Origin of the sequence: Paenibacillus sp. 32O-W (assembly GCF_007679495.1) — a bacterium.
Classification (GTDB): Bacteria; Bacillota; Bacilli; order Paenibacillales; family NBRC-103111; genus Paenibacillus_L; species Paenibacillus_L residui.
Genome location: NZ_VEGP01000062.1, coordinates 1 through 16,231 on the forward strand (window position 1 = coordinate 1; position 16,231 = coordinate 16,231).

Sequence of the window (16,231 nt, forward strand, 5' to 3'; positions counted from 1 at the left end):
TTCTCGACAAACACCATTCTACCAAAGATTTGGGCACTTTTTTATGTTTTCAATGAACGGTACTTTCGAAATTTAGGTTGAATACTTTTGATTTGATCGTCAGTGGCTTCCATCGTATTACGCATGACGGTTTGCAGCTTTTTTTCTACTGCTATGACTTGATTTGTATCATCAATAATCCCACGGAACGGATTTGCCTCGAAAAGTGCCTTTACCCCGAGAGTAGTTAATCCAGCAGATAAACCGGCTACGATCCCTGTTTTGATGGATTTCCAGGTATCGTTTGCGGTTTCTTTTAAATCTTTCAGATTCTTCTTATATTGCACAGTCCCGGCGCTGATTTTTTTTAGCGTTCCGGATACACCGTCTTTCAAAGACATTGTCTTTGAAATATCCCTTGCACCCATACGCACCGCATCCTTCCAAAATAAAAAAATCTATCTATGCCATGATTAGCAACTTATGGTAATATCTAAGTAAAAACAAAGGGGTTGGTAGCGCTTGAAGATATTTTTAATTTTTATCGCTGTTGTTTTCTTCGGAACAATTATCGGAATGTCTATCGCATCCCGATCCGCAAGAAAGGAAATGGACAAAAAGGCCAGTGACTCCGGAGCGATATCTGTCTTTACTGCACAGCACGTAGAAGGGCTTGGACTCTCCAGCAATACAAACTGCGATTTGTATTTATTTGACGAGAAACTCGTGATCGACTCGGGAGGCAGGAAATTCGAAATTCCAATTTCTAGACTTAGAGCTGCCGAGTACAAATCCGAAAAAGAACTGAAAGAAAAGAGCAAAAGTGTGGTTGGGCGTGCAGTTATCGGTACTTTGCTAGTGCCTGGTCTCGGCACTATCGTCGGTGGTATGTCGGGTATCGGTAACAAGAAAGTAAAAGGCGATACGAATTTCTACCTCATTTTAAATTTCGTAGATTCCAATGGAGAACTCAGCGGCGTTACGTTCAAAAACAATCTTAATACCATTCGTCTCAATTCGTTTTGCACAAAAATCAACAGTCAGATATCAAGTCAAAATGACACGGTAGTTTTATAAGGTATTAATAGAGCGCTTCAGCGCTCTTTTTTTCATTAAAAAGAGGCGACTACTTTCTGCCGCCCCACATTCTTGCTTCTTCGTCAAAATACACGCTGATAGACTGCATCATAAACCGCTTTGTGACAAAATCTAAATTCAACAAATAATCAATAGCGAATCCGCGCTGCACATAATAGTGCAGAAAATAAAAGTCGGAATCGCTATTGATTAGTTTTTTAGTTCTTTATCGATTGCCCTTACACCTTTGCTATACCCAGCAAGTTGCAGGGCATGTCCGCTAATCGAACTGATCTCCCCAGCGCGAAAAACCATACTCACGATGTCGGTAGGTTCGGCGCAGCCAAAGGCTTTTTGTAATTCTGGTTCCTTCAGGTTAGGTTCGATTACGCAGTTATACACAACATGGATATCCGCCATCTCACTTTTTTCATCATCATGGACCATGCTCAATGCCTCCAATGCCACAGACCTGCTTGGCTCCTGGATCACGATCTCCGCATCCAACGATTCAACATAGAGCGTCTGTGTACGAGCTTTTTTCTGCTTCAACTGATCTTTTTTCGCAAGCAAATCCTTAACTGTCATTTTAGCCATTTTAGAATCCCCCTATATTAAGATATTAGATTAAGCAATTAGATCTACGGGCTCGTAATCACTAAAGGCAAACGGGATATCTTCACTACCCAGCGTCTTTTGGTCGAATTTGAGTAGCATAAATTCGTTCAACGTCACATCATGTAAAGCTACCCGTTCGCTGCCAAGCGCGTCCGGATCCGAAACTTTTCCGACAATCTCAAATCGCGGATAAATTCCTTTTCGGACATTATCCGCCATCTTTCGTTGCACCCGAGAATAGATTTTCTTGATTGTCATGCTGCCTTCTCCTGCCCAACCGGTTGCCTTTTTGAATGTAGCCCCTTCTCCGGCAAAGTTTACATCCTCATAGTTGACCGTAACCTTGGCTTCGAAAGTATCCACTTCCGCCCAAAGTTCGCCATCCACCCACACACGGCCATATGTGCCGTTTATAACTCGACTTGCGTTAGGCCTCGCCATCTTTCATCACTCCTTACACATGAATTTTCATATCTAGGTCTTCGACAGCATCCAAAAATTTCAGGCTGCCGGCAAGGAACACTTTCGACTGAAAGCTCGTTTCCTTCACCTTCTGATCGTCCCAAGTGCTCGTGTCAGTACCAACACTTTCCCACGCTTGCCGCTGCGCTTCGATGTCTACGCCTACCATATTATCGGCGTTAGGATCGAGAACATCGCCTTCGAGACCGCGAAGATACGCGTTTATCGCCGTGATAAACAGTACTTGGTTATCGTAGCTATTGACGACTTTTCCGACATAATCGTTCTCAAACGTGCGCGTAATGTCTTCCTGAACAAGATCATGACCCTCGATGATTTTTATCTTTTTCCAGTCGGCCGATTTCCCCGTTAGTACGGTTGTCAGGCTGTTCACGCTGCGGGCAATCTTGATCTTTTCGCCATCGTTGATCAGGATCAGCTTTCCTGCGTCAATGTCGGCATCCGGATCCTCACTGTCCGATATGGAGTCCACTTCCGGCAAGACAAAATACGTTGCCGATCTTGTGAGTGGCAGACCTGCTAGAATTCCGGCTATGCGAGCCGTATATTCGGATGCAGAGTATGTTTTAGCACCGACGACGATCCTCTCTGTTGAAAAATTGATGATTCCCTCATGATCAGACTCGCTGTTTGGTAATACAGCTTTAAAAGTCTTCTTATTGTGGTCTCGCCATGTTTTAATTTGAGTGGATACATCGGTTACATCTACCTGCTCAATCCCCGGTACAGCGAGATAGTTCCACCGCTTTCCGGCAAGGCGAGTGAGCGCAGCAGAGTAATCCGTTGCATCCTCATCCAATCGCTCCACAATCACTTTCGAAGGGGCACCCATGAATGCCTTCTTGATGTAATCTAAGTTTGCCGGAGTCCAATCGTTTGACTTTACATCGGCTACGTTTTTATACTCCACGCTATCGAATACGCCGGTATCGTCTTTCAGTATTAAAGCAATGACTCCTCGCTGACTGCGTTGGATCGCTGTCACCGCGAGACTTGAAAAATTAATGTTTATTTCAGGCAGTCCCAAATAGATCAACTCCTATAAATTTCTCATGATTTTGTCAAACTCCGCTTCGACTATGTCTGAGAATTGCTTTTCGATGTCTTTGGCCGCTTTATCAAAAACATGGTAACCTTGTACAAACCCGTGCTCTGATCCGTCTTTCCCCACAATACGATGCCCTTTCTCGATCAAATGACCGTGCGGGGCCCGTGTATATACCCTTACTTTGTACTCTCCTGTGCTGTCATCCACCCATACCTTACCGCGCTTGATCGATTTAAGGTACCTTCCAGATACCTTATTCACAGTTTGTCGGGCCCGTCTTACCACAATCGTCCGTGCTTTGGTACCGGTTCGCTGCATGAGTCGCCTGGCTTCTTTAGGGAAGAGTTTCTGAAGGTCATCCAATTCTTTGTGGAATGATTCCAGCCCTTTTGTATCTAGTGAAAAATCACTCATTATACGACAACTCCTTCATTTTCTCTCCCTTCTCTTCCTCTCCGGTATCCTCGTAATATGTGAAGTCAAAGCTATATTGTAGGACTTTATCGACTTCATATGATTCAGCATCATCAATCGTAATGATTCGATCTTCAACTTTAAAATTAAGCCCAAATATGCTTTCTAGTTGGTCCTGAACATCTTGGACTTCAGCACTATAAACATACCTGTCAGACGGAAAATAGTAGATTCGACAAGTCATATCTCGTACCCGGTTAAATTGAAACGTCTCTGTCCGATTCGTCTCAAGGGAAACAAAAAAAGAAGGTCGTTGGAAACCTTCTTCCACATCACTTTCTTGCACTTCGATATTCGGGAAGTTTTTTAGCAATAAGCCAGTGATAGCTTTATCGATTTGTCTTAATGTCAACATCAGCCAATCACCTCTTCCACGAATATTTCGAGAGTTTCATTTTTGAAGTAAGGATTAAGAATGTACTTAATGTCGAATCTATGGTCGCGATACACGAGATACATATTGTTCAGAATATCTTTACCGGCATCATATCGCACAATGATTTTATGCGTTACATTGGCAAGTATTGTATCTGCCTGTTGCGTCTGCAGCCTGCCAGTTTGTGGTACGATATTCGCCCAAATCGTTTTAATTTTTTCATCTCGATATGCCGTTTTCCCTTGATCGTTTGTGAATTTCACTTTCCCGTATACATTGATGCGCTTGTTAAACATTCCTGAATGATTATACGGATCGTACTTATTGGGTTTCATCCGAATCACCCGTTTCCAGCGCCTTTGCCACCATGAGGTTGTTGATCTGCGTCAAGAAATTGGTGTAAAAGTATTCGAGCGCATCGTTATAGGCATATCGCGAGCGCTCGAATACCAACTCTTTGAACACTTCATCGGTAAGGTCGTAATCTCCGCATATACGAGTCAGGTCAGCGTGAGACGCTTTGAGGATACGAGCCAAGTTGCCGTCCTCGTCACCATCTAAGTGCATCCGCAACTTAAACTCTTCGACGATTTCTTGAGTGATAACTTGAGACATGATTATCACTCCTCGTCAGCAATTTCTTGGCTTACTTCCTCGGTAACTTTTTCAGCATTCTCCTCGACAACTTCCTCGATGTACACCTGTTTGTATTTGTTCTTCCCGGTAGTCAATTCTTCCAGGCGCGTCTTAGTCGCCTTTGATCCTTCTTTCGGGTAAGTATCGCCTACCTGGTAGATATGCCCATCATGCTTCAATTCTTTAAATCTGCGTACTACTCTAAACACTGCGCCACCTCCTCGAAAAGAGTAAGAGACCCCTGTTAAGGAGTCTCCACATCACCGTTGCCGAACTTGATATCCAGATCATAGAGCAAAGCAGTTTTGTTATCTCTCGGCTTACCGTTGGCAAATTGTTTGATTGTGTAAAGCATAGCATCCTCAATAGCCAGCGTTTGGTCGAACTTGTTGGCTTTGTAGCCCCCGGCCAGTGCGGCCAAGTATTGACCTTGAATGAAGAACAATGCTTTCTTCTCCGGAATCTCTTCCGACTCCACAACCTTGATGTTATAAGGCAGCGCCGTTACCCATTGACCATTCGCCGTCTGGATCGTGTTACGGAATTGAACGCTGATAGCATCAACCGGGTTCACGACCATGACAACTTTGTTCAAGACTTTGCGAGCCTTACCTTTTGCATCGGTGGATAACGCCTTTATGACGTCGTGCAATTCCCCTGCGACCACCTCTCCGAATTGAGACGGTGCAAATGTCAAAGTTCCAGAAGATGTTTTGTCAGTCACAGCGCCGTTATCAGCAACATCCTTCATTAACCCAATCGGTTCGCTCTGCGTTGGTCCGCGACCGTTAACAAGACCGTATTCCAGACCAACGCTGTACGATTCAACAAGCAATGTACGGACGTAGCGTTCAACCCACTCTGGACCGAGTTCTAGCATATCTTTCGGGATAATCGCAAATGCCGTGAGTTTCAATTGACCAATCTGCTCCTCGCGGAATGCCGCGCCGACTTGGCCTTTGATTTCGCCAAACAGATTACCCCATGCATATGTTTTGTTTGGGTCCGAGTAAATGAAACGAGTGACTGCCCCAAGGTCTTGCAGGCCGATCGCTTCCAACAACGGATGCGCAGCCACTAAGTCCTCAAATACACGTTCCTGAGTAGTCACCGGCAAGATAGAATCTTCATCAAAGCCGCCAAACTCAATAGCTGCATTGAAGAACTTTCGCTCTTCCGAAGTCAGTACATTTTGGCCACGCGAAGAAAGAATCTGGCTGTCAATGTTTTCGTTACGTACTTCCGCCGTGATTTTCTCAGTCAAATCCTCGACAAGCGCATCCTGCATTTCGTTCCATGCAACAGCTTGCTTCTCAGCGTCCGCACCTTCTTTGACAAGGTTCATATATGCGGCTTTCTTAGCTTCGAAGTTTTCCATTTTACCTTTTAACTTCATCGTCATGTTCGATGACCTCCATTATTTTGAATTAAAAAAAGAACCGTGTTCCAACTGCTGCAGCCGGGTTCGGTTCACCTTTTGGGGATTGATTTTTCAGTTGCTCTAATTCATTCTGTGAGGCGGTTAGCTTTGCCCTGAGCTGGGCAATCTCTTTGTCTCTACTATTAACCGAAGATGTTGAGGTAGCAAAACCAATATCTACAGCTTTTTGAGCGCTGAACCATGTTTCAGCATCAACCATGTTTCTGATTTCTTCGCGTTCAACATTTGCTTTTGTCATGTAGATGTCAATTATGCCTTCTTCCAATTCGTCCAGCACGTCAGCTTCTTTACGCATCTCTGTTTTAGTGCCCCATACTATGGAGCTGGCTTCGTGGATCATCATCATCGAACCTAGTCCCATAATCAGTTCGTCAGCTGCCATAGCGATAACAGACGCGGCAGAGCAAGCCCAACCGTCAACATTGATCGTCACTTTGCCGTCGTGCTTCTTTAGCCGGTTGTAAATTGCAATACCGTCAAATGCATCTCCACCTGGGCTATTCAAATTGATGACAATGTCGCCTTCAATGTTTTTAAGTGCGTCGTCGATGTCGGAAGCTGACACGGAATCCTCCCACCACGATTCTCCAATAATGCCGTAGATCGTGATTTCGGTCGTTCCAGCGGATTCGTTACGGTACGTTTCGAACTTCCTTTCGATCTTTTTTAACTGCTCCACATAGGATTGATTTTTGAACGTTTTGAAAAAGTCTTGTTTTGTCATTTTACGCATTCTCCTCCTCACCCCCTTCCGCAGTTTGATAGTTCTTCGTAATTACGTATTCATCCAACAAAGGATTGTCCACCGGTTCATCCCCTAGCTTGATCCGTATTTCATTGCCGTTGTATACGCCGCTGGCGCGGAGTTTATCTACAGCTGTAGCCAGTTCTAACGGATTCATTTCGGCAATACCCCTTACTTCAATTCGTTTCCCTTTTTCAATCTCTGACATTGGGATGATCTTGGCATTCAACTCATCATGGATTTTTTTTGTTAAGGGATTAATACAGAATTTGATATATGCTTTTATAGCTGTTTCATACTCTGCCATATCCCCATGAATGAGCGAATGTGGTATGCCCAGGATCGAAGCAACGTCATTCAAAATATCACGTTTCAACTTCGCAAGTTCATCAACCGATTTCCCACTGTGCTGACCGCTGCTTACTTCGTTGTACTCGAATCCCTTTAGCTTAGGTACAAGAGCAACAGCTTTATTTTTAAAGGCTTCGAATAGCCGATCGATAAACTTCTGCATCCTGCTTTGATTCTCTTTGTCGAGAGATTGCGTTGCATCCATGCTTACTGTTCCACGTATCTGATTGCTTAATTTCTGAGTTTCGAGCATGCGAGAAAACAAACTGGAATAGTCCTCGAACATTTCATTCATAAACAGCTTCAGCTTTTCATTGTTGTAAGTCATATAAATGACTTCATCCATCTGAAAAGTACGTTTGAATGTAAAGTCTTTTACTGTCACGTTTTTAAAGGTATCCGGATATACCGCATATTCCTCGTGATCGAAGCTGTCAGCAATCAATAAATCGTTGTTGTCAGACAAAATAACAAGCACTTCGTTATCGTCAATCAGTTGGAATATGAACTGCTGCCAAAACTCCGCAGCAGATTGGTTCATATTTGGTCTGATGTTGAGTAAGTAATCCCATTCATCTTTGATACGCTTATTGTCTTGTGTAATCCTAAATTCGCTTTGACTGATGGTTCGTGCAATAAAATTTATGCACGTTTCCAATGCTATTTTTTTAAGATATAACCGGCCTGTGGAATCTTTGAATAACTCGAAGTCAAAAAGGCTCTCCAGTTCACTATTGCGTTTGAATATACTTTCCAAAAAACCCATCCCTTCCGATCACCCCCTCCTAGAAGCCCAAGGAATCCAGCACATCAAGCGCATCGTCGATATTATCTTCGCTTAATTCTTCAATTCTGTATAAACCGCAAATAAGAGCCTGGAATCCATCTGTTTTCCTTCGGATCGGCTCTTTCTTCCCGTATACCTTGTTGCCGTCTTTCTTGATTGTTACCAGCACGTTATTAGCGTACCATCGCATGAGTGGGTTATCGCCCCATACAAACATCCGCTTGGAGAAGTACATTTCGATACGCGGGGCCAGAAGCCCATGAATGGCTTCCGGCCGACGGATTACTTCGACCTCGAAGCCTACAGCCTCAAGCATTGGCTTCAACATTTCCATGCGGTAGTTATCGCCGATGATCTTCGTAATGTTATATTTCAGACGCATCGTCACAAACCAATTAACGATGTGTTCCAGGTTAATCATTTCCTCGTCAAGAACCGTGAGCAGCCCACGGCTCTCCCATTCCCTGATTGGTGCGAATTTTTCTTTATCATCCACATTTCGTCTAGAATAGCCATAGTATTTATCCACGAATTCCTTGCGCGTGAAAGAGTGGGTAATGAAAGGGACCTTGCCATCATGTTTGAAAACCAGACCAACGGCCGCAAAGTCTCGTATCTGAGCAAAGTCCAAACAGCCAATGCATTCTCGCCCTTCCAAGTCTGGTAAAGGTTGATTTGTTTCGGCGATTTCCTCCCACTTAGCAACCGATCTTTCCAAATCCGTTACAGGGAAGTTCATGCGTTTAGTCATAAACTCTTCACGGTTGGACGGATCGTCGACCAAGTCGTCGTACTCCTCTTTGATTGTTTCATAGAGCCCTTGGGCGTATTCGCATCTCGGTTCACTGAGCATCGGATTAGCTTTTTCCCATTTGGTTGGATCGTCAACTTCCTCTTCTTTATCAAGTTTACAGATAAAAGGAAATAGTGAATTAGCCCTTGCACTGCCTTCAAGGACTTTTCGCGCTCGCTCTTTCATTTTGTCTAAAAACCCATCTCTGACATAGCCATCAGTGCCGATGTAAAATTCTCGCGGCGGCTGCCGTTTACCGAGCCCTGATATATGGACTCGCACATTTTGGTTATCTTCGAAATAATGGATTTCGTCAAAGACAACCGCACCGTCACGTAAACCGTCTTTTGTATTCCCGTTTGAGGTGCGGAACTTGAAAATGCTGTTTGTTTTTTTACTTAGTACCTGGGTTGCCGTTGCTTTGAAATGACTTTGTAAAGTTGGATGCAGCTTGACAACTTCCCCAACTTCCTCGACGGACGTTTTCGCTTGTTCTTCTGAGTTAGCAATAACAGAAATGTTATACCCTCTTACGCCGTGAAGCTCGCTGATCAAAAAGTTACTGACAACCGAGATCAGTCCATTTTTCCCGCCCCCCCGGCCGAACATCCAGAAATATCGCCGGTAAAACAATCGCCTTGTTCCTCTGTAATATAAAAAAACGAAAGCGATCAAGAACTTTTGAAATGGCTGCAGTGGAAAATACCACTTCTCAGCAAACTTGATACAGTTCTCGATCATTTCGTCATCGAAATAGAGATCGTCCCGAGATAGTACATCTCGTTCCAGATATTCAATCAGCAGTTCGCGTTCTTCATTTAATATGATCTTGCCAGCTCGGTAAAGAGCGGTATATTCATCTACATATTTTTGTTTCAGCATTAAATCAATTCGCTTTTGTTTTCTCTGTCACGTTCGACAGGAAGCACAGGAACATCCAAACCCATATCTTTACCGAGAGCAATCAACGAACTGTTAACCTTGTTCTTTTCCGCAATGGCAGGGTTAGGCTTTGTGAATTTTTGTGCGCCATTTTCCGTTGTTACCATTACACCGTATTCCTCTATCGTTTCATCAAGCATGTAGTATATTTCAACAAGATTAATATAACGTTCAACCTTCTCGACCTGCACTTTGCTTTTTCGATCTATCCGTTTCATTAATTCGCTTCTAATGGCTTTTAACTTTTTTTCATCCACAGCCTACCCCCCTTATGCGCGAGTTAGTCAAAAAAAATTTGCTAATACACTCCCCCCACCGGTGCCAGGGTTTATAGAAATGGCAAAACCTTTTGACCGGGGGGTGTCTACCACCTCTCATCATGCTCCCACTTGTTTACGTTTCGCTCGAACACTCGACCATGCTTTACGTTGTGACAACGAACACATGACGTTTCAAGGTTATCTATTTCCAACGCCAACTCTGGATGGTCTTCCAGTTCTTTTATATGGTCAACTACAAGCTGTATCTTCTTTCGCTTTGCTGATTCGCTGTATTCGTTCGTGTCTATAGTGACCCGTCCATTACGTTTGCACTCTTGGCATTCGTAGTTGTCGATTTTCTTCCTTTCCTCTCGAAGTTGCTTCCATTCCTTGCTGTCATAGAACTTTCGTTTCTGTTCTGGTGTTACGTATTTCAAGGCTAATCACACTCTCAAAGTAGCTGTGTATAAATATTCATCGAATTAAAAATGAGAAAAACCCTTGTTTTGCAGGGTTCATAACGCCTTCGTTTCACCGTGAAATCCAATAAAATACATGCCATTTCTGTATAAAATGCATAAAATATGAGTTCACCATATCTTATATTCTGTGTACCTCGTAGACTCCTTAAAAGCTCTGTCGTATCAAGGCTTTCCGGACTTTTAGTTTTTGAGTTACACATTCACAAATTATGGATAACTCATGCACTCCGACCTTCGCGAGTAGGGTTGAAATTCCGCATTGATCGATCGACCGTATCCTGGATAATCCCGATATATCGAAGTGTGATCCGCTCGCTGGCATGGTTAAAAATATACATCAGCATGGCAAGATCTTTTGTCTGCCGGTAATAATGATAACCAAACGTCTTGCGCAATGTATGAGTGCCAATATCCTCCAATCCAAAATGCTTCGCAACCTCTTGCAGAATTTTATAAGCCATGCTCCTGCCTATCGGCTTATTTACCCCTTGCCTAGATTGGATTAAAAATTCATCGTCGTCGCGGTCTTGGATAAATCTATCCAATATCTTTCGCAATCGATTGTTTATTAAGATGCTCTTCTGCTTCGCCGTCTTCGTCTCGCGCAATCGAATATGACTCCCTCGAACAGTCCTGACACGAAGTTTTAATATGTCTGAAATACGAAGGCCAGTGTTAATGCCAATCTCGAACATGACATAGTTACGTTCGCTCTTCTGCTCAAGGTACTTCTCTATCTCAAGCAGTGTGTTAGGATCCCGGATCGGCTGGACAAAATTCATCTCACCACCTCACTGTTCAAAATCCCAAACGTTTGGGAATTTCAGATTTTACTTATTTTTCACACATTTAATTCTGGAACAATACTGCGCCGAACCTTCCCAGCGTCCCCATTCGCAGCCCCTACACAATAGCGGCTGCCTTACCATCGGCTTTTTCTTCTTTGCTTTCAACTTTTCCTCCCAATATAGAAAAAGAGCAGCTTGTAAGTAGCTGCTCTACGTATTTTTAGAAATAGGGCATCTAACCCCTCCTCACACTATACCCCTGACGATATACGTCTAAGGCGCAAAGCGCCCACAGCATAGCCGAGTGCCTACAAAAGTGATAAAGGTACAGTAGACATTACCTGGAGATAAACTCCTTGTAATTCCACTGTACCTTTATGTGAGTTTGATTTGACTGGCATCATTCCGTCTATCAACCGTCTAGTTACCGTCATTTCTAGAACAGTTTCAAGGTCTCGGCTATAGACTCAATGCCTTTATTCAATTTTCTATCAACGGTTCTATCATCCATTTTTTTTGAGAAATGATAGACAGTTGAAGTATAGTTATGACATTGAATATATCGATAGTCTATAATTTCTTTTACCTCTTGGTCAAGTATAGATTTCACAGACCGTTCGATTTTCTTTATTTTATCAATGCATTTTTGGTAAGAAACCCTTTCTGCTTCGCTTAATTGTTCGATCCCATCTCGTTCAAATGATGCCCGAATAGCTAGGCATTTTTCGTATTCCTCTAACAATTGCTTAGCCTTCTGAATCTCTTGTGCTGTTGCCTTTGGGAATAACTCCAATTGCAATACCATCATCCCCTTACCAAACTGATCTAACTTGTTATAATAGAAGAGGATTATGAACAAGCTCCCTGGTCCGTTCCCCAACAGATGCCGGGGAGCTTTTCTTTTTTGTTACCCAAGCGAAGGATCTCCCTCTCTTTCCTGGATTCTCAATAATATAAGAGTATCCTTTTGGAATATACTCGCCTGGAGCTATAATAAGCTTACCAAACCTTGTTTCAACAGATGAATGTCTTGCAATCTCTGACGTTGGGCAGACCATAAGCTTCATATTTCTGATATCTTTTCCCTTCTTCAGGATCGGAGCTAGCTCCAATTCAATCAGTTCTATTGCTTTAAAATTGACTGTATTTGGTCCCCGTATCATTCGCAGTCACTACACTGGCCTTTAGGAAGTTCTTCCTCATCTGTAATTACTGGTTTTTGAAATTTGCTTTTTAGCTGCTCCAGTTCCTCATGAAGCCGGCGATTCTCGTCCAATACGTCACCATAGCTATCCAACACTACATCAATTTCAGCATCTGCATCCGTTAATATCGGAATCATCCTAGGTGAGCTGCGAGAAAACAAAACGCCTTCCTCCGTCCGGATCAACGACCCTCCATCATTAAGTGGGTATTCCCTTTCCATTCGGTTCACCATCCTCTATATTAATTTCCTTGAAACGTCCGCTATCATCATGGCTCGATTTGCGATGTCGGCACAGTCGCCTATAAGACGATTAATTTCACGGTCTGTTAAATCTCCATTCTCTTGCCAAGCACGGATATTTAGGATGGACGTTTCAAGGTCTCGATAGTTTTGGAACAATCTCTCTTTAAGCCATTCAATAGTTTCTCTATCCCATCCACCTTTATGGTCATTAGCTTTTAGTCGTTCTTCCATCTGCTGAGCAAACCATTGAACTTCCTTCCTAACATGTTCGGAGCCGGGCTGTTCATTCCGTTCGGTTAGAAGGAACTGAAGCCATTCGGGCCCCAGCCGCCGAATTTTGGAGGAATAATGTATATCACTCTCGTTTTCCAGCGCCTGCTTTATCTCAGCTATCATCTGTTCCCGGTCACTCATGGCTTACCCCCTTCGCTTAATCTTCCTACACAACAACAGTCTCAGACTTCAATTGCTCGGATGCCATTTTCAATCCGACTAAATATCCGTGTATCCTCCAAGGAATTTCATCCCCGATGCTGTACATCCATTCCCAATAGTCATTATCCAAATCGCTGATCCAATCGTTGTCGTCGATAATGTGCACCCATTCATCTCGCGAAGAGCATCCGCGGGCTGCTTCAAATAAATTTCTCATATCGTTGTGGTCATACTTTTTTTCGCTGTCTTTTAGTTCGTTGAGCCATTCCCTCAGCCTTCCAACCGCTTTTTCAGCATTAAAATCCCTTCTATCCTGCGAGTAGGCTGCGAGTTTTTTCTCGAAATAATCAATATGAATATCATCAAACGAATGCACATCAGCTTTCCAAGTGAGCCAGAACACTGCTTCGCCGATATCTCCACTGATATACATTTTGTTTCCATCAAAAACGTATCGACAGTAGTATGTGATCGTTCCGTGTCGTTTCCAATCCAGCACTTGCAAATCTCCATGCTGCGTTAGCGTAGCTTTGTGATCCCTAAACCAATGTTGCCTGATGTGCTGGTCCTTATCTTTTCTATCCATTTTCAACATCCTTCCTATTGCAAAATATGGGTCAAGCTAGGGCATACTTCATCCTTTCATTTACGATACATATCTGGAAGATGAAGAATGGTCTAATGAAGCGAATTTGTTATAGTTTTTCAAGAACGCCAACTCTACTGTTCCAACCGGTCCGTTACGATGCTTGGCGATAATAATCTCGATGATATTCTTCCTCTCCGTATCCTGATTGTAGTAATCGTCCCGGTACAGGAAGGCGACAATATCCGCATCCTGTTCAATCGATCCCGATTCCCTAAGATCGGATAACATCGGGCGTTTATCCTGTCGCTGCTCAACTGCTCGGCTGAGTTGGGACAAGGCAACCACTGGAACATCCAGTTCACGGGCAATTTGCTTCAATACACGGGAAATTTCCGATACTTCTTGTTGCCTGTTTTCCTTCTTCCGACCGCGTAGGGTAACGAGCTGCAGATAATCAATGACGATCAAATCAAGCTGTCCAAGTCGCTTTTTCAAGCGTCTGCTTTTCGCGCGAATTTCGGATACTGCAATGCCTGGAGTGTCATCGATGTAGATGTTAGACTCCGACAACGATCCGATTGATCTGGCCAATCTCTCCCAATCATCGAATTCCAATTTTCCAGTTCGTATGCGACTGGCATCCAGGTTGCCTTCGGAAGAAATCATCCTTTGTCCAAGTTGGGTGTCTGGCATCTCTGGACTGAATACCGCAACGTTAGCTTTCATTTTGACTCCAGCATATTGAGCAATATTCATAGCAAATGCGGTCTTCCCTACGGACGGTCTAGCCGCGACGATTATTAAATCGGACCTTTGGAAACCCGAGGTCATCTTGTCCAAATCCGGGAAGCCGGAAGGGATCCCTGTAACCCCATCTGGTGTTGGTGAAGTGGCCCGTTCCTCGATCTTTCCGTAAACCTCCGTCATAATTTCGTTCATCGTGCGAAAATCCTGTCCTGAAGCTGTGGTATCAGCCATAATTGCAGCGGCATGGTCAAGCTGAGCAGCTATTTTCACGGGTGATGCTCCTTCAACCGCTGAATCATACAAATCTTTTGTTAACTGACATGCCAAGCGCTGCAGGGAGTACTTTCGAACGTCTTTGGCGTAATGAAACACATTTGTTGCAGAAGGTACACTGCTTGCCACGCTGGAAAGATAGCTAATCCCTCCAATCAATGCCAATTCTCCGGTTGCCTGTAGTCGGGAGGAAACAGTCACGATATCTATCGGCTCTCCATCCTCCCTGATCTGTTTCATGGCGCGATAGATAATGTCGTTTGCTTTGTCGAAAAAAGCATCCTCCGGAAGTACAGAGTCCGCGATATCAATCGAATCGTTGTCCAGTAGTACCGACCCAATGACGGCCCTTTCGGCCTCGATGTTATACAGTGGGATTACGGTGTTTTGCAAGGATATCACGCACCTTTCTGCTCTGCTCAGGAGTAGGAGGAACACCTGTCATCATTCGATGTTCATGAGCTATGATTTCAGATTTGCCTGTATCATGCAAATATTCATGAAAACGATCAACATCCGTTTGCCGATCTAAAGCCAGTGCCCCAGGATGAGGCGGATATTGGTTTTCTGGATTTGAAGCATACCGAAGCAAATTATCCATGGCCGTATCAAACGGAATATTTTTCAAGACAGCGTGCCAGGTCTTCATTTTAGCCAAATCACCCGTAAACTGCGGGTAACATTCGACGATACGATCAAAAAGAACCCCAATTTCCTCAAGCGTCATTTTCCACTATCCCCCTAGCCATTTCTGCAAAGCTTCTCACCTTTCCAGACTTGAATTGGATTGGCTTCTTCTTCCGTGCATCGAATTGTTCATCCAATGCGATTGCCTGTGGTAAGGTCCTAACACCCGATTTGAAATAATCGTCCAATATCTTCTTGATAAGGTTAAAATTATACCCTGCTGCAGCTGTCCCGGCCCTCTCAATGGCTCTTATGACCACAGATTCGTCCATGCCGTCTTGATCAATATAGGACGATAGGCTTTCGGCTTGAAATGGGTTGCACTCAAATCCAAACACTCTGATATGTGCAGCATAGAACGATTCCTGCTTGTCAGAAGAAGAAGCAGAAGAAGAATTAATATCTTTTAATAATGCTGAACCTTTTACCTCACGTTTTACCGCATGGTTTACCTCGCGATTTACCGGACTGTTTACCTCATTAATTGAGGTAAAAGAGATAATTTTGTATTTTCCGGCCTTTTGTTTGCCCTGCGACTTATATTCGATTCGCCCCTTTTGAACCAGGACGTTTCTATGTTTGATAAGGGTGTTTTCAGTGACGCCTACTTTTGCCTGTAACAGGGTATTGGCTACCGTAAACCACTCTGGATAACCACTCTTATTTGCGATTTGCATTAAGTGAAACCACAAAGTTTGTGTGGTTGGTTCCAACGGATTTATTTCGAGCCAATCGATGAAGGCGCTCATTTCGACAATATGATCCAAATC

25 protein-coding genes are annotated in these 16,231 nt (G+C 43.6%); 1 reads left to right on the forward strand and 24 read right to left on the reverse strand.

What is annotated here, in order from left to right:
- Positions 1 to 41: 41 nt before the first annotated feature.
- On the reverse strand, positions 42 to 407 hold the full coding sequence (locus FS806_RS19890; protein WP_144940116.1) for a hypothetical protein: 366 nt from the start codon (positions 405 to 407) through the stop codon (positions 42 to 44).
- Positions 408 to 501: 94 nt separating this feature from the next.
- Here FS806_RS19890 and FS806_RS19895 point away from each other — a divergent pair, with 94 nt between their 5' ends.
- The gene (locus FS806_RS19895) at positions 502 to 1,056 is read left to right on the forward strand and encodes a hypothetical protein (protein ID WP_144940117.1); all 555 of its coding nucleotides are present in this window, start codon (positions 502 to 504) and stop codon (positions 1,054 to 1,056) included.
- A 210-nt stretch (positions 1,057 to 1,266) separates the two neighbouring features.
- On the opposite strand, the gene FS806_RS19900 is transcribed toward FS806_RS19895, so the two are convergent.
- The 23 genes from FS806_RS19900 to FS806_RS20010 form a co-directional block, all read right to left on the reverse strand.
- A complete protein-coding gene (locus tag FS806_RS19900; protein WP_144940118.1) occupies positions 1,267 to 1,653 on the reverse strand; it encodes a phage tail assembly chaperone in 387 nt (128 codons plus the stop codon).
- Between the two features lie 30 nt (positions 1,654 to 1,683).
- Positions 1,684 to 2,115 carry a phage tail tube protein gene (locus FS806_RS19905; protein WP_144940119.1) on the reverse strand — a complete coding sequence of 144 codons (432 nt, stop codon included), beginning with the start codon at positions 2,113 to 2,115 and terminating at the stop codon, positions 1,684 to 1,686.
- A 13-nt stretch (positions 2,116 to 2,128) separates the two neighbouring features.
- Positions 2,129 to 3,184: a phage tail sheath subtilisin-like domain-containing protein gene (locus tag FS806_RS19910; protein WP_144940120.1), complete on the reverse strand. Its 1,056-nt coding sequence runs from the start codon at positions 3,182 to 3,184 to the stop codon at positions 2,129 to 2,131.
- A 12-nt stretch (positions 3,185 to 3,196) separates the two neighbouring features.
- Complete coding sequence (locus FS806_RS19915; protein ID WP_144940121.1) at positions 3,197 to 3,619, reverse strand: HK97 gp10 family phage protein; 423 nt, start codon at positions 3,617 to 3,619, stop codon at positions 3,197 to 3,199.
- Positions 3,612 to 4,034, reverse strand: a complete 423-nt coding sequence (locus FS806_RS19920; RefSeq protein WP_144940122.1) for a phage tail terminator family protein — start codon at positions 4,032 to 4,034, stop codon at positions 3,612 to 3,614. The genes FS806_RS19915 and FS806_RS19920 overlap by 8 nt, the downstream gene beginning before the upstream one ends.
- A complete protein-coding gene (locus FS806_RS19925; RefSeq protein WP_222126731.1) occupies positions 4,034 to 4,390 on the reverse strand; it encodes a phage head closure protein in 357 nt (118 codons plus the stop codon). The genes FS806_RS19920 and FS806_RS19925 overlap by 1 nt, the downstream gene beginning before the upstream one ends.
- Positions 4,377 to 4,670, reverse strand: a complete 294-nt coding sequence (locus tag FS806_RS19930) for a hypothetical protein (protein WP_144940124.1) — start codon at positions 4,668 to 4,670, stop codon at positions 4,377 to 4,379. The genes FS806_RS19925 and FS806_RS19930 overlap by 14 nt, the downstream gene beginning before the upstream one ends.
- Positions 4,671 to 4,675: 5 nt before the next feature.
- Positions 4,676 to 4,900 (reverse strand): hypothetical protein, encoded by a 225-nt coding sequence (locus tag FS806_RS19935; RefSeq protein ID WP_186328448.1) that lies wholly within the window; start codon positions 4,898 to 4,900, stop codon positions 4,676 to 4,678.
- A gap of 35 nt (positions 4,901 to 4,935) precedes the next feature.
- On the reverse strand, positions 4,936 to 6,093 hold the full coding sequence (locus FS806_RS19940; protein WP_144940126.1) for a phage major capsid family protein: 1,158 nt from the start codon (positions 6,091 to 6,093) through the stop codon (positions 4,936 to 4,938).
- A gap of 25 nt (positions 6,094 to 6,118) precedes the next feature.
- Positions 6,119 to 6,856: a head maturation protease, ClpP-related gene (locus FS806_RS19945; protein WP_397347902.1), complete on the reverse strand. Its 738-nt coding sequence runs from the start codon at positions 6,854 to 6,856 to the stop codon at positions 6,119 to 6,121.
- 1 nt (position 6,857) lies between these two features.
- A complete protein-coding gene (locus FS806_RS19950; RefSeq protein WP_144940130.1) occupies positions 6,858 to 7,994 on the reverse strand; it encodes a phage portal protein in 1,137 nt (378 codons plus the stop codon).
- Between the two features lie 19 nt (positions 7,995 to 8,013).
- Complete coding sequence (locus FS806_RS19955) at positions 8,014 to 9,690, reverse strand: terminase TerL endonuclease subunit (RefSeq protein ID WP_144940132.1); 1,677 nt, start codon at positions 9,688 to 9,690, stop codon at positions 8,014 to 8,016.
- Positions 9,690 to 10,007 carry a P27 family phage terminase small subunit gene (locus tag FS806_RS19960; protein ID WP_397347905.1) on the reverse strand — a complete coding sequence of 106 codons (318 nt, stop codon included), beginning with the start codon at positions 10,005 to 10,007 and terminating at the stop codon, positions 9,690 to 9,692. Before FS806_RS19960 ends, FS806_RS19955 begins: the two co-directional genes overlap by 1 nt.
- 107 nt (positions 10,008 to 10,114) lie before the next feature.
- On the reverse strand, positions 10,115 to 10,447 hold the full coding sequence (locus tag FS806_RS19965) for an HNH endonuclease (RefSeq protein WP_144940134.1): 333 nt from the start codon (positions 10,445 to 10,447) through the stop codon (positions 10,115 to 10,117).
- 263 nt (positions 10,448 to 10,710) lie between these two features.
- Positions 10,711 to 11,274, reverse strand: a complete 564-nt coding sequence (locus tag FS806_RS19970) for a site-specific integrase (protein WP_144940136.1) — start codon at positions 11,272 to 11,274, stop codon at positions 10,711 to 10,713.
- Positions 11,275 to 11,716: 442 nt separating this feature from the next.
- A complete protein-coding gene (locus tag FS806_RS19975) occupies positions 11,717 to 12,079 on the reverse strand; it encodes a hypothetical protein (protein WP_144940138.1) in 363 nt (120 codons plus the stop codon).
- Positions 12,080 to 12,113: 34 nt separating this feature from the next.
- Complete coding sequence (locus FS806_RS19980; protein ID WP_144940140.1) at positions 12,114 to 12,443, reverse strand: hypothetical protein; 330 nt, start codon at positions 12,441 to 12,443, stop codon at positions 12,114 to 12,116.
- Positions 12,440 to 12,622 carry a hypothetical protein gene (locus tag FS806_RS19985; protein WP_222126732.1) on the reverse strand — a complete coding sequence of 61 codons (183 nt, stop codon included), beginning with the start codon at positions 12,620 to 12,622 and terminating at the stop codon, positions 12,440 to 12,442. Before FS806_RS19985 ends, FS806_RS19980 begins: the two co-directional genes overlap by 4 nt.
- Positions 12,623 to 12,721: 99 nt before the next feature.
- Positions 12,722 to 13,144: a hypothetical protein gene (locus FS806_RS19990; RefSeq protein WP_144940144.1), complete on the reverse strand. Its 423-nt coding sequence runs from the start codon at positions 13,142 to 13,144 to the stop codon at positions 12,722 to 12,724.
- Positions 13,145 to 13,169: 25 nt separating this feature from the next.
- Positions 13,170 to 13,751, reverse strand: coding sequence for a hypothetical protein (locus FS806_RS19995; RefSeq protein WP_144940146.1), 582 nt, complete (start codon positions 13,749 to 13,751; stop codon positions 13,170 to 13,172).
- A gap of 60 nt (positions 13,752 to 13,811) precedes the next feature.
- Positions 13,812 to 15,167: a replicative DNA helicase gene (gene dnaB / locus FS806_RS20000; RefSeq protein WP_260982183.1), complete on the reverse strand. Its 1,356-nt coding sequence runs from the start codon at positions 15,165 to 15,167 to the stop codon at positions 13,812 to 13,814.
- Positions 15,139 to 15,501: a hypothetical protein gene (locus FS806_RS20005; RefSeq protein WP_144940149.1), complete on the reverse strand. Its 363-nt coding sequence runs from the start codon at positions 15,499 to 15,501 to the stop codon at positions 15,139 to 15,141. The genes dnaB and FS806_RS20005 overlap by 29 nt, the downstream gene beginning before the upstream one ends.
- Entirely contained in the window at positions 15,491 to 16,228 is a 738-nt protein-coding gene (locus tag FS806_RS20010; RefSeq protein WP_144940151.1) for a DnaD domain-containing protein, read from the reverse strand. The genes FS806_RS20005 and FS806_RS20010 overlap by 11 nt, the downstream gene beginning before the upstream one ends.
- Between the last annotated feature and the right edge of the window lie 3 nt (positions 16,229 to 16,231).

Coding starts and splice junctions, on each gene's coding strand:
- FS806_RS19890 (WP_144940116.1), bottom strand. CDS start 407: ATGGGTGCAAGGGATATTTCAAAGACAATGTCTTTGAAAGACGGTGTA.
- FS806_RS19900 (WP_144940118.1), bottom strand. CDS start 1,653: ATGGCTAAAATGACAGTTAAGGATTTGCTTGCGAAAAAAGATCAGTTG.
- FS806_RS19905 (WP_144940119.1), bottom strand. CDS start 2,115: ATGGCGAGGCCTAACGCAAGTCGAGTTATAAACGGCACATATGGCCGT.
- FS806_RS19915 (WP_144940121.1), bottom strand. CDS start 3,619: ATGAGTGATTTTTCACTAGATACAAAAGGGCTGGAATCATTCCACAAA.
- FS806_RS19920 (WP_144940122.1), bottom strand. CDS start 4,034: ATGTTGACATTAAGACAAATCGATAAAGCTATCACTGGCTTATTGCTA.
- FS806_RS19925 (WP_222126731.1), bottom strand. CDS start 4,390: ATGAAACCCAATAAGTACGATCCGTATAATCATTCAGGAATGTTTAAC.
- FS806_RS19930 (WP_144940124.1), bottom strand. CDS start 4,670: ATGTCTCAAGTTATCACTCAAGAAATCGTCGAAGAGTTTAAGTTGCGG.
- FS806_RS19940 (WP_144940126.1), bottom strand. CDS start 6,093: ATGACGATGAAGTTAAAAGGTAAAATGGAAAACTTCGAAGCTAAGAAA.
- FS806_RS19945 (WP_397347902.1), bottom strand. CDS start 6,856: ATGACAAAACAAGACTTTTTCAAAACGTTCAAAAATCAATCCTATGTG.
- FS806_RS19950 (WP_144940130.1), bottom strand. CDS start 7,994: ATGGGTTTTTTGGAAAGTATATTCAAACGCAATAGTGAACTGGAGAGC.
- FS806_RS19955 (WP_144940132.1), bottom strand. CDS start 9,690: ATGCTGAAACAAAAATATGTAGATGAATATACCGCTCTTTACCGAGCT.
- FS806_RS19970 (WP_144940136.1), bottom strand. CDS start 11,274: ATGAATTTTGTCCAGCCGATCCGGGATCCTAACACACTGCTTGAGATA.
- FS806_RS19980 (WP_144940140.1), bottom strand. CDS start 12,443: ATGATACGGGGACCAAATACAGTCAATTTTAAAGCAATAGAACTGATT.
- FS806_RS19985 (WP_222126732.1), bottom strand. CDS start 12,622: ATGATTCCGATATTAACGGATGCAGATGCTGAAATTGATGTAGTGTTG.
- FS806_RS19990 (WP_144940144.1), bottom strand. CDS start 13,144: ATGAGTGACCGGGAACAGATGATAGCTGAGATAAAGCAGGCGCTGGAA.
- FS806_RS19995 (WP_144940146.1), bottom strand. CDS start 13,751: ATGGATAGAAAAGATAAGGACCAGCACATCAGGCAACATTGGTTTAGG.
- FS806_RS20005 (WP_144940149.1), bottom strand. CDS start 15,501: ATGACGCTTGAGGAAATTGGGGTTCTTTTTGATCGTATCGTCGAATGT.